General features: G+C 31.8%; 14 protein-coding genes and 1 pseudogene. 10 read left to right on the top strand and 5 right to left on the bottom strand.

Annotation, left to right across the window (positions count from 1 at the left end; genetic code table 11):
• The first annotated feature begins 173 nt into the window (after positions 1-173).
• Both HN894_02290 and HN894_02285 read left to right on the top strand, forming a co-directional pair.
• Positions 174-752: a HupE/UreJ family protein gene (locus HN894_02290; GenBank protein MBT7142139.1), complete on the top strand. Its 579-nt coding sequence runs from the start codon at positions 174-176 to the stop codon at positions 750-752.
• Positions 753-844: 92 nt separating this feature from the next.
• Positions 845-3,769 (top strand): FAD-binding protein, encoded by a 2,925-nt coding sequence (locus HN894_02285; GenBank protein ID MBT7142138.1) that lies wholly within the window; start codon positions 845-847, stop codon positions 3,767-3,769.
• Positions 3,770-3,872: 103 nt separating this feature from the next.
• Here HN894_02285 and HN894_02280 read toward each other — a convergent pair whose 3' ends face one another.
• Together HN894_02280 and HN894_02275 are read right to left on the bottom strand one after the other, a co-directional pair.
• Positions 3,873-5,123 (bottom strand): serpin family protein, encoded by a 1,251-nt coding sequence (locus tag HN894_02280; protein MBT7142137.1) that lies wholly within the window; start codon positions 5,121-5,123, stop codon positions 3,873-3,875.
• Positions 5,124-5,447: 324 nt separating this feature from the next.
• The gene (locus HN894_02275; protein ID MBT7142136.1) at positions 5,448-6,089 is read right to left on the bottom strand and encodes a hypothetical protein; all 642 of its coding nucleotides are present in this window, start codon (positions 6,087-6,089) and stop codon (positions 5,448-5,450) included.
• Positions 6,090-6,204: 115 nt separating this feature from the next.
• Here HN894_02275 and HN894_02270 point away from each other — a divergent pair, with 115 nt between their 5' ends.
• Together HN894_02270 and trmD are read left to right on the top strand one after the other, a co-directional pair.
• A complete protein-coding gene (locus tag HN894_02270) occupies positions 6,205-6,621 on the top strand; it encodes an arsenate reductase ArsC (protein MBT7142135.1) in 417 nt (138 codons plus the stop codon).
• Positions 6,622-6,694: 73 nt separating this feature from the next.
• Complete coding sequence (trmD, locus tag HN894_02265; protein ID MBT7142134.1) at positions 6,695-7,366, top strand: tRNA (guanosine(37)-N1)-methyltransferase TrmD; 672 nt, start codon at positions 6,695-6,697, stop codon at positions 7,364-7,366.
• A gap of 116 nt (positions 7,367-7,482) precedes the next feature.
• Here the strand turns inward: trmD and HN894_02260 are convergent, their stop codons facing one another.
• From HN894_02260 to HN894_02250, 3 genes and pseudogenes are all read right to left on the bottom strand, one after another.
• Positions 7,483-7,797 (bottom strand): nucleotidyltransferase domain-containing protein, encoded by a 315-nt coding sequence (locus tag HN894_02260; GenBank protein MBT7142133.1) that lies wholly within the window; start codon positions 7,795-7,797, stop codon positions 7,483-7,485.
• Positions 7,770-8,208 (bottom strand): annotated as a pseudogene (locus HN894_02255) (HEPN domain-containing protein). The gene HN894_02260 and the pseudogene HN894_02255 overlap by 28 nt, the downstream one beginning before the upstream one ends.
• 294 nt (positions 8,209-8,502) lie before the next feature.
• Positions 8,503-11,850, bottom strand: coding sequence for a PKD domain-containing protein (locus HN894_02250; GenBank protein MBT7142132.1), 3,348 nt, complete (start codon positions 11,848-11,850; stop codon positions 8,503-8,505).
• 299 nt (positions 11,851-12,149) lie between these two features.
• Here HN894_02250 and HN894_02245 point away from each other — a divergent pair, with 299 nt between their 5' ends.
• The 6 genes from HN894_02245 (at position 12,150) to HN894_02220 (ending at position 16,774) form a co-directional block, all read left to right on the top strand.
• Positions 12,150-13,094, top strand: a complete 945-nt coding sequence (locus HN894_02245; protein MBT7142131.1) for a hypothetical protein — start codon at positions 12,150-12,152, stop codon at positions 13,092-13,094.
• Between the two features lie 59 nt (positions 13,095-13,153).
• Positions 13,154-14,242 (top strand): histidine kinase, encoded by a 1,089-nt coding sequence (locus HN894_02240; protein MBT7142130.1) that lies wholly within the window; start codon positions 13,154-13,156, stop codon positions 14,240-14,242.
• 263 nt (positions 14,243-14,505) lie between these two features.
• Complete coding sequence (locus HN894_02235; GenBank protein ID MBT7142129.1) at positions 14,506-14,760, top strand: type II toxin-antitoxin system Phd/YefM family antitoxin; 255 nt, start codon at positions 14,506-14,508, stop codon at positions 14,758-14,760.
• Entirely contained in the window at positions 14,757-15,014 is a 258-nt protein-coding gene (locus tag HN894_02230) for a Txe/YoeB family addiction module toxin (GenBank protein ID MBT7142128.1), read from the top strand. The genes HN894_02235 and HN894_02230 overlap by 4 nt, the downstream gene beginning before the upstream one ends.
• A gap of 37 nt (positions 15,015-15,051) precedes the next feature.
• Positions 15,052-15,630: a response regulator transcription factor gene (locus HN894_02225; GenBank protein ID MBT7142127.1), complete on the top strand. Its 579-nt coding sequence runs from the start codon at positions 15,052-15,054 to the stop codon at positions 15,628-15,630.
• A gap of 253 nt (positions 15,631-15,883) precedes the next feature.
• Positions 15,884-16,774 carry an ATP-binding protein gene (locus HN894_02220; GenBank protein ID MBT7142126.1) on the top strand — a complete coding sequence of 297 codons (891 nt, stop codon included), beginning with the start codon at positions 15,884-15,886 and terminating at the stop codon, positions 16,772-16,774.
• The last annotated feature ends 121 nt before the right edge of the window (positions 16,775-16,895 follow it).

Below are 16,895 nucleotides of genomic sequence, written 5' to 3'. Positions count from 1 at the left end.
GATAGTAACTTATTGGAAAAAAATATACATGAACTCCATTTTTATTTAAAAAATTAATGTTTTTTATCAAAGCTTGCATTTGTCTGTATTACAGAATATTAACATCATTTTGCTTGTTTTTGTGAATTATGCAGGTTAAAATTACAATTTTTATTTTTGCCAAAAATATTTTTATGTCAATTTTCAAATTATATTTCAATTTAGGTTTCGAACATATTTCCGATTTTGCGGGCTACGACCACATTTTGTTTCTGCTGGCTCTTTGTGCTGTTTACGATTTCAGGCAATGGAAAAATGTGTTGGTGCTTGTAACTGCTTTTACAATAGGACATTCTGTAACTTTAGTTTTAGCAACTTTCAATATTATCAAAATTTCGAATTCGATGGTTGAATTTTTGATTCCGATTACAATTTTGATAACAGCCCTTGGAAATATTTTTCAGAAAAAAGAGAAATTTTCGAAATCTCTTCACAGCTTTAAATATTTTGTTGCAATGATATTTGGATTAATTCATGGCTTAGGATTTTCAAATTATTTGAGAGAATTGATAAGCTCAGAAAATGGAATTTTTCGTCCTCTACTTGGTTTTAATTTAGGTCTCGAATTCGGGCAAATTGTCATAATTATAGGAATTTTGTTTGTTGGTTTCATTTTTGCAAATTTTCTAAAAGTAAAAAAGAGAGAATGGAATCTGGTAATTTCCGGTGCAGCTCTGGGTATTTCAATAGTTTTGATGGTGGAAAGGTTTTAGCTTTTAGCTGTTAGCCTTTAGCCTATTCCTAATTTCCAATTTCTAATTTCTAATTTCAAACTTCCTACTATTTTTGCAAAAAAATAACATATATGAAAGATAGATTACTGGAATTGAATGAATGCATTGATGGCGAACTCTATCACGATTTGTCATCGAAAATATTATATTCGACCGATGCTTCTGCATATAAAGAAAAACCACTTGCAGTAGTAGTTCCAAAAAACAAGGAAGACTTAAAAAAAGCAATAAACTTTGCCACCGAGAATAATACTTCATTAATTCCTAGAACTGCCGGGACATCTTTGGCAGGGCAAGTTGTTGGTTCCGGTATTATTGTCGATGTTTCAAAGCACTTCAATAAAATACTGGAAATCAATGCTGAAGAAAAATGGGTAAGAGTAGAGCCTGGCGTGGTTCTCGACGAATTGAATATTGAGTTGGAGAAGTACAATCTGTTTTTCGGGCCTGAAACCTCAACATCGAACCGCTGCATGATGGGTGGTATGCTTGGGAACAATTCATGTGGCTCACATTCAATAATTTACGGAAGTACAAGAGATCATACAATATCAGTAAAAGCAATTTTATCAGATGGTTCGTTAGCAGAATTTTCGGCACTTTCAGAAGAAGAATTTCAACAAAAATGCAAAGGTGAAACTTTAGAAAATGAAATTTATCGAAATATTCACGAAATATTGTCTGACAAAGAAAATCAGGAAAAAATCAGGAAAGAATTTCCTAATCCGAAAATTCGCCGCCGAAATACCGGTTATGCTATAGATTTGCTTTTAGAAACTGCAATATTTTCGGAAACCGATGAGAAATTCAATTTCTCTAAATTGCTTGCCGGTTCGGAAGGTACCCTCGCTTTTACTACCGAAATTAAGCTTAATTTGGTAGAGCTTCCTCCAAAAGAAAAAGCTGTGGTTGCTGCACATTTCAACAGTTTGGACGAAGCTTTGCGGGCAAATATTATTGCTTTGAAATATTTTCCGGGTGCAGTTGAACTCATGGACGATATTATAATTGAATGCACAAAAGATAATATTAGCCAGCGAAAAAATCGATTCTTTATAAAAGAAAATCCGGCGGCTCTACTAATAATTGAGTTTGCCAGACATTCGAAGGAGGAAATTCAGGAAATTACTTATGAGCTTGAAGCTGAGCTTAGACAAAACAATTTAGGCTATTATTTTCCTATAATTTTTGGAAAAGATATAAAAAAAGTTTGGGATTTGCGAAAAGCAGGATTGGGGCTTTTATCGAATGTTCCTGGCGACAAACGAAGCACAACCGTTATTGAGGATACCGCAATTTCTACAGACGATTTGCCCGAATATGTTATTGAATTTAAGGAGGTTTTAAAAAGAAATAATACAACATGTATTTTTTATGCACATGTCGGTTCTGGCGAATTGCATCTTCGTCCGATGCTTAATCTCAAAGACAAAAACGATTTAGAAATTTTCTACAATCTTGGTAAAGAAATTGCAAAATTAGTTAAAAAATATAATGGCTCTTTAAGTGGGGAACATGGTGATGGTAGGCTTAGAGGCGAATTTATTCCACTCATGTTGGGCGAGCACAACTATCAGTTACTGAGAAAGTTGAAAGCTGTATGGGATCCAAATAATATTTTTAATCCTGGAAAAATTACTGATACTCCATCTATTACAGAGAATTTGCGATTTAGCTCGGAAAAACCAAGCCCTGATATTAAAACTATTTTCGATTTTTCAAATACAAAAGGAATTGTGCGGGCAGCAGAAAAGTGTTCCGGCTCAGGCGATTGCCGAAAATCGGAGAAAATTGGCGGGACAATGTGCCCTTCGTTTATGGCAAGCCACGACGAAAAGAACTCAACACGAGCACGTGCAAATATTTTGCAGGAATTTTTAACTAATTCCAAAAAATCGAACCCATTCAATCATAAAGAGATTTATGAGATAATGGATTTGTGTTTGTCTTGCAAGGCTTGCAAATCGGAGTGTCCATCAAGTGTTGATATGGCAAAACTGAAAGCCGAATTTCTGCAACATTATTATGATGCAAATGGTATTCCGCTACGGGCAAAGGCAATTGCTCATATTTCTAATTTGAATGCAGTTCTTTCAATATTACCCCAATTTTCAAACTTTTTCTTAAAAAACAGGATAAGTTCATATATTTTTCAATCTATTTTGGGCTTTTCTACAAAAAGAAAAATGCCACTTTTGCAAAAATCGACTTTAAACAAATGGTTTAAAAAATCAATAGGATGTAAAAGCTCCGATTTTTCGAATGGAAAAGTATATTTATTTAATGATGAATTTACAAACTATAATGACACAGATGTAGGAATAAATGCCATTCGTCTGCTAACGATTTTAGGCTACGAAGTGAAAATTCCAAAACATGAAGTCAGTGCCCGAACTTTCTTGTCGAAAGGCTTGTTGCGGAAAGCAAAAACTATTGCCAACAAAAATGTGAGTTGGCTTAAAGATTTTGTTTCTGAAAATTCTCCATTGATTGGAATTGAACCATCGGCAATTCTTTCATTCAGAGATGAATACCCCGAACTTGTTGATTCTTCGCTCGTTGATGATGCTAAAAAACTTGCCGCAAATTCTTACTTAATTGATGAATTTCTTTCGAAAGAAATTGAAGCCGGAAAAATTGCAAAAAATATGTTCACCAAAGAAAAGAAGAAAGTTCTTCTTCATGGGCATTGCCAGCAAAAAGCCATTGCTTCAACTATTCCTACAAAAGCCATTCTGTCGTTCCCTGAAAACTATGAAGTGGAAGAAATTCCATCGGGTTGTTGCGGTATGGCGGGTTCGTTTGGTTACGAAAAAGAGCATTACGATTTTTCTATGAAAGTTGGGGAATTGGTTTTGTTTCCAAATATTAGAAAAAGTGATGAAAATGTTGTGATTGCAGCCGATGGAACCAGTTGTCGTCACCAAATAAAAGATGGTACTCAACGACAAGCTTTTCATGCTGTGGAGATTTTGTATGATGCTCTTATCATTTGATGAGACTTTATCAAAAAAAAGCTTCTCAGTTGTTTTGAATTCTGAGAAGCTTAGCTTAGGGGGAATTAGTAATGGCAATTACAATAAAATTGGGGGGACAATTTTATGGTTTAGCGAATTTGCCAATAAAAACAATTGCTTTTGAGTTTGCTTCTTTAATTGCAAAAATAAAAGGACGATTTGCATTAAAATAAACACCGTTGACACTTGTTAAATTAATTTCGACAGATGTAACAGCCGCTGCTTCTGTTCCTTCTTCGTTTACTTCAATAAATGATTTATGCTTAACTTTTGAGATGAACAGTTCGTTGTTTGGGTTGATTTTTGAAAAATTGGCAGCTCCTGAAAATGCAATGCCCAAACCCATATCTATTAATATTTCGTTTAGAGTTTTTTCGTATTCAAACTTAAATCTCGGTAAATACACATGAACATCTTCTGTTGGTAGCAAGTTGTTTATCCATTCTTCCCAAACATTTTCGTCCATCAGAGAAACAATGCTGTCTATATGAATTTCAGGTTTTGGAAGTATAATTAACATTGAATAGTTGGCATTTCCGTATGGCAATTCCAAAATTTCGATTTGTTCGTTTGCAAAATAATTAAATTCACCGGTCTGATTCATGGTCGGAACTGAAACTGAATTTCCATTTTGCAAATAAAACGGGCTTTCAAAGGTATTATCAATATCAAATTCATAGGTCCATGTTCCTTTAAAATAAATTGCATTTATTAGAAACATAATAGTATTTGGACTAATTTCATCTACAATTTCAGGTATCAAATCGTTGGTATTTTGCGAAACCCAATCGTTTATAATATCTACTGACTGTGGGTTTTCGAAATTGAGAGCTGAAACTTCTGCATTATAGTAAGTAGAATTTACATCAAGAAAATTGGGTTCGACAAAATACGTATCTCTATACCAAATTGAGTTTGCAATTTTTAGCAAAACATCATTATCGATTGTTGTAAGAATATTTATGAGGCTTTGATATGAAAGATTTATTTCATCAACTGTAAGTCCATTAAGTTTTAAAACATTTTCGAATGCAAGTTTGGTTTCTTCATCGGCTCCATTGTAGGTCATTGCCAAGGCTATTGAAATGCTTGTGGGAGAGACAAAAATATTTTTATCGGTAGCTTCATTTTGCACTGTTCTTTTGAATAGATCAAGTCCAAATTCGTTTCCAGATTCTACCAAAGCTAATTCTTTAAGATTAAATTCAACATCGGTAGAACCATCTTGTGTATCTATTTTTTTTTCGCAAGAAACAATAGAAATATATGCAAATACCAATAAGCCAACTATTATGGTCTTTTTCTTAATATACAGAAATACTAAATCCATCATCTATTAATTGATTTCTTTCACAGATGACAGAATTCAAAAAAAGGTTGCTATTGGGAAATATTTAGTTAGAAAATTTGCAACTAATCTGTGTCAGATACTCGAAGATAATGATAGGCTTTATCTGTGAAACTCAGTGTTTTCTTCGTGGTTCTTTGTGAAAGAGCTATTGCACTAAGTTGCTCAAAGATTAAGTAGAAATTATTGAAACCTTGCATCATTCTTGCTTTTAAGCATACTAATTTGCAACGAAAATTTCAGTAAATATTTATATTTTAGATAAATTGAGGTAATTATCTTAGAATATTTTGTTTTATCGAAAGGCAATTAATCTTTTCGTTTGAAATCTCCATTTTTCAGAGCTTTAAAAAATTGAGCCCAGGCAAATGGATTTAAGAGGCTCACCACAGGATATTGTCCTGCAGTATATATTCTGTCGTAATGTCCTTGCATAAAGTATTTGTAATTTAAACTGGCATCAACAGGATAATATTCCATATTCAGAATTTGTTCTTTTAGGCGGAGCAGATTTCTGTTTGCTCTATCCATATCGTTTTCAGGAATTTCCATTTCGACTACAGCCATAAGAAATTGCTCGTAGGTGTTCCATGGAAAAACAATGGCTTCTTGCAAAAGAATTGTGTCCATATCCATTACAAAATCGAAGGAAAAATTGCTGTTTTTTATTGTGTCGGGTACAATAAATTGGAAGTCTTTGCAGCCAACAAAAGAAAATTTCAATGTGTCGCCAATATGAACTGGCAAGGAATAATATCCAAAAAAATTTGAGATTGTTCCTTTACCTGTATTTTCAACCAGAACTGTAACAAAAGGTAAAGTACTTAAACTGTCATTTTGAATTACACCTGAAATTTGAATTAATTTCCGCTCTTGCGAAAACGAATTCATAGAAAACATGGATATAAAAATGGATGCAATAATTATAGCTTTCAAGCGAAATAAATTCATTTTCAAATCAGTCATTCAAACGAAGATAAAATGTTTAATATTTATAAAATATGTACAATAAACGGAAATAAATCTATTTTTGTACTATTAAAAAATATTTTAAGTTTTTTTAAGAATGAAAAAAATTTTGATAATTTGTACAGGAAATTCATGTCGCTCGCAGATGGCAGAGGGTTGGATGAAATATTTTTTTAAGAATGAAGCTGAAGTTTATAGTGGAGGAGTGGAAAAACATGGTGTCAACCCAACTGCAGTAAAAGTAATGGCTGAAGTAGGTGTAGATATCAGTTCTAACACATCCGACCTTGTTTATGATTTTCTTGGAATTGATTTCGATTTTGTATTAACTGTATGCGAAAACGCAAAAGAAAATTGTCCGGTGTTTCCAAATAGAGCCCAAAAAGTTCATAAAAGTTTTGAAGATCCGGCTAAAGCAAAAGGTACTGAAGAAGAAATTTTAGATAAATTCAGGCATATAAGAGACGAGATTAAAAAGTTTTGTGTAGATTTTTCTACAAACAATTTGGAATAGATTCATTAGTAAGTTTCTGATTTTAAGTGCAATCAAAAGATCTCAAATTCTTTAATATTCAATTAGAAAATCTATGCGTATAGATATTATTACAGCCTTACCAGAATTGCTGGACAGTCCGTTTTCGCATTCAATTGTAAAAAGAGCAATAGATAAAGGAATTGTTGAAATTAATATTCATAATCTGCGTGATTTCACCAAAGACAAACATAGGCGAATTGATGACTATGCTTTCAGTGGTGGGGCAGGAATGGTCTTAAATATTGAACCAATTGATATTGCATTACAACATTTAAAAGAGCAAACCAAATATGATGAAATAATTTACACATCGCCCGATGGAGAAAAATTTAATCAGGGATTGGCAAACTCGCTTTCACTGAAAAAAAATCTAATAATTTTGTGTGGACATTACAAAGGTGTTGATCAGAGGGTTAGAGACAATCTTATCACTAAAGAAATTAGCATTGGCGATTATGTTCTCACGGGTGGCGAAATGGCTGCGGCAGTAATTGTTGATAGTTTAGTAAGATTGATTCCGGGTGTAATTTCTGATGAGACATCAGCATTGTTCGATTCTTTTCAGGACGATATGTTAGCCCCGCCCGTTTATACCCGCCCCTCAGAATATAAAGGCTGGAAAGTTCCGGATATTTTGCTTTCGGGAAACGACAAAGAAATTGAGGAATGGAAATTTGAACAGGCACTTGAGCGGACTAAGAGGTTGCGGCCGGATTTACTTTAATTTATTTTTAACCATTGAACATTACTCCTATTTTTGAAATGTTGATGTGAAATGAGAATATTCACAAATAGAGCTTAGAAATACTCCCTAACTGGTTTTTGAACTTTATGTGAAAATTACTTAGTAAGTTTCAATCCATTTGCAATTATTTCATATGCAAAAGGGTTGTCAATATTGAATGTGAATTTATCGAATGGATGCGGTTCTATGGATAAATCAAAATTACGCCGCCATTTCATCAGTTTCAATTGCATATCTAACCTATCGCTTAGCTTGTGGAAAACAATGGCTACATCTATATCGCTATCAGGATTTTGTTTGTTTTTGGCATATGAACCAAATAAAAAAACCTGGTGCAAATCAAGTTTTTGTTCGTTCTTTAAAAAGGAAATATAATCATTCACTATTTTAATAGCGTATTTTTTATCCATAGTCGTATAATTTTAATGTTCTTTATCCATTTTTTTGTGTATTCTAAATCACACTTTTTGTAAAATGCTAATTTATAGTCATCATAGCGTGCATTTATATTAAAAGTTGAGATGGTATCAAGGATATCCATTTGTTCACCTGTGATTGAGATCTTGCAACGACTTATCAATTTTAGTAAATCATGTATAAAAAGGCGGATGTTTTTGATTTATTTTTACATATGTAGCTTTAATTAATTTTTCAATAACGAGATGTCCAATGAATAATGACCAATTATATCGTTTTATTCTATACATATCAATCATAATATCAAAATCGTTATCGGACATTTCGACCCAATAGTGAACAATCTTATCAACATTTAATTTTGTATTATTATGCTGATTTGTTTTTTCTATATCATTAATCATATTAATCTTATTCAACTAAAAAACCCAAATATGCGAAAATATTTTTACTTTTTATAAGCTTCAATAAGTAAATATGTCTTTATTTCCTCTTATAAATTAATACCATCTGATAATCTGTGATGAAGTCAGAAAATCCAATATACTATGCAAACTTATGTTATTACTTGTAAAAGCAATAAAAAATGGGATTGCAAATGTCAGGCTTTGTAATCCCATTTTTTTATTCATTAAGCTTTTTTTCTACAATAAGCTTATTTTTATTTCAGTCGCATCTGTCTTGAACATAGCACCTTACTAAAATATACTCAAAGACTTAGTTGCAGAAAAATCTTTAACTGAAAGTCGGTAAAAATAAACTCCTGACTGCAAATTTTTCTTATCGTAAACAATTGAATGATTTCCGGCAGGATAATTTTGTGCCTGAATAGTTTCAATTTTTTCTCCAAGAATGTCAAACAACTCAATTTCTACAAAAGCATTTTCATAAATATAAAAGCTTATTTCTGTATTTTCTGAGAATGGATTTGGAGTATTCTGATGAAGTTGGAAAGTTGAAAGTTGGAAAGTTGAAAGTTTTTCAGCAACTGAGATTTTATTTGTTCCATAAAATTCATCGCCTTCAAGCCAGTTTTCGATTTCAAGAATTTGCTCATTTTCGCCACCCCAAATTCTAATAATAAATTTCTCACTTTCTATCATTCCATCAATTTCTTCCGTCAAATCATCATTTGCCCAAATGGAAATTGCAAGGTTTTCGCCGATAAAAACTGATGAGCCAACAAGTTTTCCGTTTTCGCAGAAAATTCCAATTTCATCTCCAATTTGTGGTTCTATTTCCCAAGCAGTTTTTGGAATTCCGAGAGTCATATTTGAGCCGGTGTTTTTCACTCCTTTGAAATAATTAGGTTTTAAAATTTGGATATTTGATTTTGAAACATTTGCTGTGTTTGCAGGATATGTTAGAGTTGTTGCATTGAGCATTTTTATTTGATAGCCCTCGCCTGGATCCATGTTCCCAATGGAATTAACACCATATAATGGCCAGTATATTTCACCCAAATAATCTTTAACAATTACAATATCGCTAACAATAGTGCTCATCATATCAACTACAGATGAAGGGCTTTTACGCAAATATGATATTATCGACCATTCTGCAGGGATATCGCAATTTGTATTTTCGGGGTGAACAGATAAACCTGTAATTATCAATGTATCTTCAAGATTCATTTTAATTTGATAACCCTCACAAATAGAAATATTTCCAATTAAGTTTACTCCATAAAATGGCCAATAAGTTTGTCCGAGATAGTTTTTAACAATTTCAACATTTGAAACTATCTCATTAAAGGTTGTATCGAAAGATGAATTTATTGGATTAATATATGTTGAGAAAATACTCCAACCATAAGGTAAAACAATTTCCTGAGATTCTCTTGTGCTTAATGAAGACAAACCACTTATTCCGTTTACTGCAAAATTCCCCTGATTAAATATTTGATTATTAATAGAAATTGGTATATAGGTTGCATATACATCATACACAATATTCTCCGAAGCATCCCAAATTTTCCACTTAAATTGTTTTCCGGCAACAAAGCCATCATTTCCAATATCCTCACCCCATGCTGAAATAGTTGTACTTGTTGATTCCCAAATCCGATAACCACCGCAATTCAAAGTTCCCAATGAATCGTAAAATACTCCTACATAATCACCAGGTTCAATTTGAATTCCATTTATTGTAATTGGAGTGGATTCATGGATAAGGATTGTGTGGTTTGTGGAAGTTATGGTGTATGACCAATCTGGTGTTGTTAGTACAGGACTATCAACTTGAATATAACCATATTTAACTAATGTATCACTTGTTGTTCCATTAGAAACAATCAATGAAACATCATATTGTCCTGCACTCGAATAAATATACAATGGATTTTGCAATGTAGAGGTTGTGCTGTCTCCAAAATCCCATAACCAACTTATTGGATTTCCGGTTGAAAGGTCAGTTAATTGAATTGTATCACCTACAAAAGCATTTGTGTTAGTAGCAATGAAATTTGGAATTATCTGTACTGGTGGAACAGAAATATTTAAAGTTAGTTTTACTAATTCATCTGATTGATTAGAAGCTGAATTGACTTTTAATGAATAAATTACTCTTGGATCGCTAGGATGACTAATACTAAAAACATTCTCAAACTGACCATGTACAGAAAACTCTGTCGTATTAATCACATCTAAAATGTAATTATATTTATATACTAAAGTGTCACTTGCACTTCGGTAGAAATAGTATAATTCATTATTATTCTCTATATGCCAAAAATTACATGGTGATTTCATACTTGTTGATAGCAATTCTGTTTGATAAGTCAAAGGATTAAATCTTTGATTAATATGGTTTGTAGCATGATGTCCTAAAATATAAATCCAATTATCCGAACCTACAAATACTGTTGCTCCTGTTGTTGCATTAAGCAAATCAGAAACATGAATTAATGTATCTGATATTGGATCATACTCAAATATTTCTGTCTGGTCTGAACCATTATGACCACCTATGAAATAAATCTTTCCGTTATATTCACAATTACTGGAAAACCATATACTTGAAAAACCTGTAAAAGCATGAGTTTCTGAAGCCATTTGATTTGACAAATCTACATCAATCATTTTGTTGTGGCTACCCCATCCATTTGAATTTCCAGTAGCAAATCCTGGAGACATATAAATATGATCATTCAAATAACTTGCTGATGAATAGTCAATCCCATACGGAAGATAATAGCTTTCAGGACTCCAGTTTTGCTGTGCAAGATTGTATTTCCATATTGTGTCACTCGATATGTAAACGGAACCTCCTACACGACCACCTAACAAATAAATATTACCATCTACAGTATTAGGAACTGAAACCATACTCCCATAAGCAAATGGAACAATTCCTAATGATTCTTGTGTTATTGTTGACGAATTACCTTCATAATACAATTCATTAATTTCATTCACAGAAAGTTGGCGATTATAGACCCGAATTTCATCCATAATGCCTTTATAATAATATTGATTATAAACTTGTTGCCCTCCAATAGACCAGCCATCACTATCATTATTTTGTAGGTTTGTTGTAGCTGATGCAACTTCAATTCCATTAATAAATATTTTACGATTTAATGAATCTCTTGTTAGAACAATATCATACCAATAATTATTAACTATATGGTTATCAGTAGTATGCAGATAATCTAAGGGCCAAAAATCAAAACCAATACTACCATCGTTTCTAAGTACAAATTGAGTATTGCTACTAAAACCATTTGAAATAAATAATTCTTGGGTACTACTTGATACATCTTCTGGTTTCAGTAATAGCCTTATTGAATAACAGCCCTGCAAGCCTATGGGATTAAGTAATATGCAATCATCGATACCATCAAAATAATAAGCTGAATTTTGATTCCCAAATTGATCTGTTGTTAAGGTTGCTCCATTGGCCACACCATGATAATTATTCCCACTTTCATCGTTTGCATTGCCATTGAATGAGTAATAAGCAATCAAACCTGTCGATAAATTTTGTGCAAATAGAAAATTTGCACAAAAAAGAAAAGAAACACTAATAATAATAAACTTTTTCATAACCAATAATTTAAATTAATATTAAAAAATAAAACATCTCAATAATTTTCGTTGGCAAAGGTTTAGCGATTTAAAAAATCCTACAATACTCATTAATATTGATTTTAATACAAATAGATGAGTATTATTGGATACCTTTACTCGCTTAATAAATAAATTAGCAATAATTACGGAATGATATGTTTTGTAAATTTATGAATGTTAATCTATCTAATAATAAGATAAGTAGTATGTTTGTAAAACAAAAATTAAGTATTTTTAGTAATTATATAATTTTGTCATAAGTGTTTACCTTAAATATGTATAGAAAGATAATAACAAACCCAGTGTTTTATACTGTAATTTTTGGTTCTGTATTTCTGTATTTGCTACCATTCGACTTTTCGAAGACAAATGTGAGCTTAATGGATAGTAGAAGAATTGATCAGCATCAGGAAACCTTCTATCATGATCTGAATGGAAATGGATTAAAAGAAACAATACATATAAACGTAAACAACAACGACAAGAATTGCCCAATTGTTTTAGTTATGGACGAAGATGGTCTTTTACTTAAGGAATGGAATCCAAAAGGAAGTTGGTTGGATATACATATCCCAGTTTTTGGAGATTACGATAATGATGGATTGGAAGAAATGTACACTGTTACCAAATCGAATGATTCACTTTTTTTGTATGGGATTGAGTTCTTTGGAGAAAAAGAATTTATAATTAGGCACAAATTTATTGCAAAATCAAATTATAATCAAACAAATGATATTGATGTGTTTTTGTTTGGAGGGAAGGTAATGAGTCCTAAGAAAAATGCTTCAAAAAAAGTATATTTTTATCTTGGTAGTGGGTACTCAGGATATCCAAGAAATTTGTTTTGTTACGATATTCAGAATCAAACAATAAATAGTTCCCCAAAATCAGGTGCAGGTTTTTCTAATTATGTACATTTTGCTGATATTGATAACGATTCTATAGATGAAATATTTGGAATGGTTACTTCACCAGATAATTATACTGAAGATATCCCATACAGGGACAATAATGGATATTTAATGGTATTTGACACCAATCTAAAATTCAAATTTAAACCAGTAAAGTTTGAAGGAGATATGTGTACTGTTGACCCTTGTCATATTGTTTTTAATAATGAGAACTATTTTGCTTGTCTGTATCAAATACGAACCGTTGAAGAAGGAAGTATACAAAAACTTTTTTTTATACACCCTTGGGAAAGAAGGTTTCTGAAATAAATTTGCTTGAATATTCAGATGCTAATTCGTACAATTATTTACATTTAAAATCAAAAAGTATGGAACGATTATTAATTTCAAATAACAAAAACGAAAGCTTCGAAATTATTTCGCCACAACTTATTCAACCAATCAATCTACCTGCAAGCATGAGGAATATCCCAAAACAACAAGTTGTTAATTTCGATATTGATGGAGACTCAATAGAGGAGTTTATAATTTTTACTGATGGGCACAATAGTGTGACTGTTCTTGATGAGCATCTTAAAGAAATTCATAAATTAGGAACGATAGCAAGAACAGGAATGTCGAGAAAAATACAAACTCAAGTAACCAAGGATAAAAGAAGATTTTTACACATTAATTCTGGGGGTGTTTCATATACTTACGAATTCACAATTAATCCTTTGTATTTTTGGCAATATCCAATCTACATTGCCATTTTTCTAATCTTCTATTTGTTTTTTTATTCCTTAAATCAGGTTCAAAATAGACTTGCCAAAGAAAAATACGAAAAAGAAAAACAAGTTTTAAAACTCCAATACTCTTCCCTGAAAAACCAAATAGACCCTCATTTTACAATAAATGTTCTTAATTCAATTTCAGGAATGTATGACCAGCAACAAATTAAACTTGCTGAAAAATTTATGCAGCGTTTTTCGAATCTGATGCAACAATCATTGATGAATAGCGATAAAGTTACAGTGAGTTTAAAAAAAGAACTGGAGTTTTGCCGGAATTTTATTGAGGTACAAAAAGTTCGTTACAGCAATTGTTTCGATTATTCTATAGAGGTGGACGAAACAGTGAAACTATCAATAGAAATTCCAAGAATGATAATTCATACTTTTGTTGAGAATGCCATAAAACATGGTTTGCTTCCGAAACGAGAGGATGGATATTTGACAATAAAAGCATCGAAAACCGGCAAAAATATTTTCATAGAAATCGTAGATAATGGAATTGGCAGAAAGCAAGCAAAAGAACAAAACACTAAAGGAACCGGAAAAGGCATCGGAATAGCTGATGAAATTTTGGAGCTTTACAAAAAACTATCGGGCAAAAGAATAAAATATAATATGACTGATATTGAAGAAAATGAGCCGGACAAAAGTGGCACAAAAGTAAGAATTGAAATACCTGTGTAAATTTTCAATTATTCAATGGTTCAATTATTCAATTATTCAATGGTTCAATTATTCAATTATTCAATGGTTCAATTATTCAATTATTCAATGGTTCAATTATACAATTATTCAATGGTTCAATTATACAATTATACAATTATTCAATGGTTCAATTATACAATGGTACTCAATTAAAGGAAAATTTGTGCATGAAAAGAAAAATTAGGAATTCTAAATATTAGTACATATATTTGTACTTTATTGTGTACTAAAATAGACGGATAATGTTAACAACATCAATTTCGGATTTCAGAAAGGATATTAAAAAATATCTTGATAATGTTACTAATAACTTTGAAACCTTGATTATTAATCGCGGCAAAGACTCAGGAGTGGTTGTAATTTCATTAGATGAATACAATTCATTAAATGCGACCAAACATGAATTGTCTTCAAGAACAAATGAAAGCAGGTTGGATTCAGCAATAGAAAAATTGAAAAGCAAGTCGTCATTTCATAAAGACCTCATTGATTCATGAAATATATATTTGTAGATGAATCGTGGGAGGACTATTTATATTGGCAAAAATCCAATAAAAAAACCTTAAAAAGAATTAATGATTTGCTAAAAAATATTTCTCGTGAACCATTCTCAGGAATTGGGAAACCGGAACCTTTGAAGCATAAATATAATGGATTCTGGTCGCGTAGAATTGATGGCGAACACAGACTTATTTATCGGGTTAAGGACAATGAAATACACATAGCAAAATGCAGGTTTCATTATGACTAAATGTTTCAATTATCAATGATCAATTTAAAATAAGATTATGACTGCAATACTGGTTGATGATGAACAATTTGCAATAAGAAGGTTTAAATCTCTCTTAAAATCATTTCCTGAAATTGAGCTTGTAGCAGATTTTATATATCCAAAAATAGCCATTCCTGAAATTATCAAACTCAAACCCGATATAGTTTTCACTGATGTTGAAATGCCGGAGATGACAGGTTTCGATTTGGTGAAATCTCTGCGAGAAGCGGGCTTAAAATCAAAAATTGTTTTTGTAACTGCTTTCAATCATTATGCGATAAAGGCAATTAAACAAGAAGCTTTCGACTATCTTGTAAAACCCATTGATATTGTTGAGTTGAAAGCATGTATCTCCCGATTGAATGGCAAATCAGTTGACATACAAAATATTGCTAAAAAATATGCTTTAGATTATAAGCTCTCGGAGCGAGAAACAGAAATATTTGAATACATGATAAATGGAACTACCAGCAAAAAAATTGCTGACGAATTGTTCATCAGTAAGCATACGGTAGATACACATCGGCGGAAAATACTTTCGAAAATTGGCGTTGATTCTACTCAAGCCTTGATGATGAAGATATTTTCTTTATGATTTATTATTATTCTTTTGGTTAAACTAACTTGAGGAGTGCCTATTAACTGTAGCTTTTGATTTTCATGCACTTACACCTTGATAGCGAAAGATTGACTTAGTTCCCGCAACAACCACCAAACGTGGCTGTACTCCATTTTCTTTATTAAAAATTTGATAGGAAATACACTTTTTTGGAGATAAAATTGCACAGGTATGACACTTTTTGGGAGATATATTTGTATGTTTGTAACGTTTTTTTGGAGATAAAATTATGAAACGAAGTTTATACAAAAATTTGTTGGTTTGGAAAAATAGCCAAAATCGTAAACCACTGTTGTTGCAAGGTGCTCGTCAGGTTGGTAAAACTTATCTAATAAGTGAATTTGGGCAAAAGGAATACTCAAACTACATTTATTTAAATTTTGAACAAGATCCTAATCTGTCAACTCTGTTTAAAAATGAGCTAAAACCTCAAGAAATCATTAATAATATAAGTTTGTATATAGGGAAAAAAATTGCCTTCAGCGATACTCTAATTTTTTTTGATGAAATTCAAACAGTTCCCGAAGTTCTAACAAGTCTGAAATATTTCTGCGAACAAGGTCCTTATTATCATATTGTTGCAGCGGGTTCTTTACTGGGGGTGAGTGTTGGCAAAAAAACCAGTTTCCCTGTAGGAAAAGTAAATTTCATGACACTCTACCCGATGAATTTTATAGAATTTCTTATTGCTTCGGACGAGGAATTGCTGGCAGAGAAGCTTTTATCTGTGAAAAAAGTTGAACCTTTTCCCGAAATCTTGCACGAAAAAATCCTTCGACTTCTTAAAATGTACATATTCTTAGGAGGAATGCCTGAAGTTCTACAAAATTATTTTCATAATAAAGACATTACAGAAGCCAGAAAAATTCAAAATGAAATAGTCGAAGCCTACAAAAGAGATTTTTCAAAACATACTGAAAAATCGCAATCAATAAAAACTTCTGAACTATGGATCTCCATACCTCGACAAATAGCAAAAGAAAACAAAAAATTCAAGTATGGTGATGTTCGCAAAAATGCAAGGTCAACAACATTCGAGCAAACCATTGAATGGCTTAGAAAAGCGGGCTTAATAAATGTTGTTTATAATATCACAGTTCCTAACCTGCATAATTCATAAAAACAAGCAAAATGATGTTAATATTCTGTAATACAGACAAATGCAAGCTTTGATAAAAAACATTAATTTTTTAAATAAAAATGGAGTTCATGTATATTTTTTTCCAATAAGTTACTATCTT

The sequence above is a fragment of the Bacteroidota bacterium genome, assembly GCA_018692315.1.
Lineage (GTDB): Bacteria > Bacteroidota > Bacteroidia > Bacteroidales > JABHKC01 > JABHKC01.
This window is presented reverse-complemented; position numbering and strand designations above follow the sequence as displayed.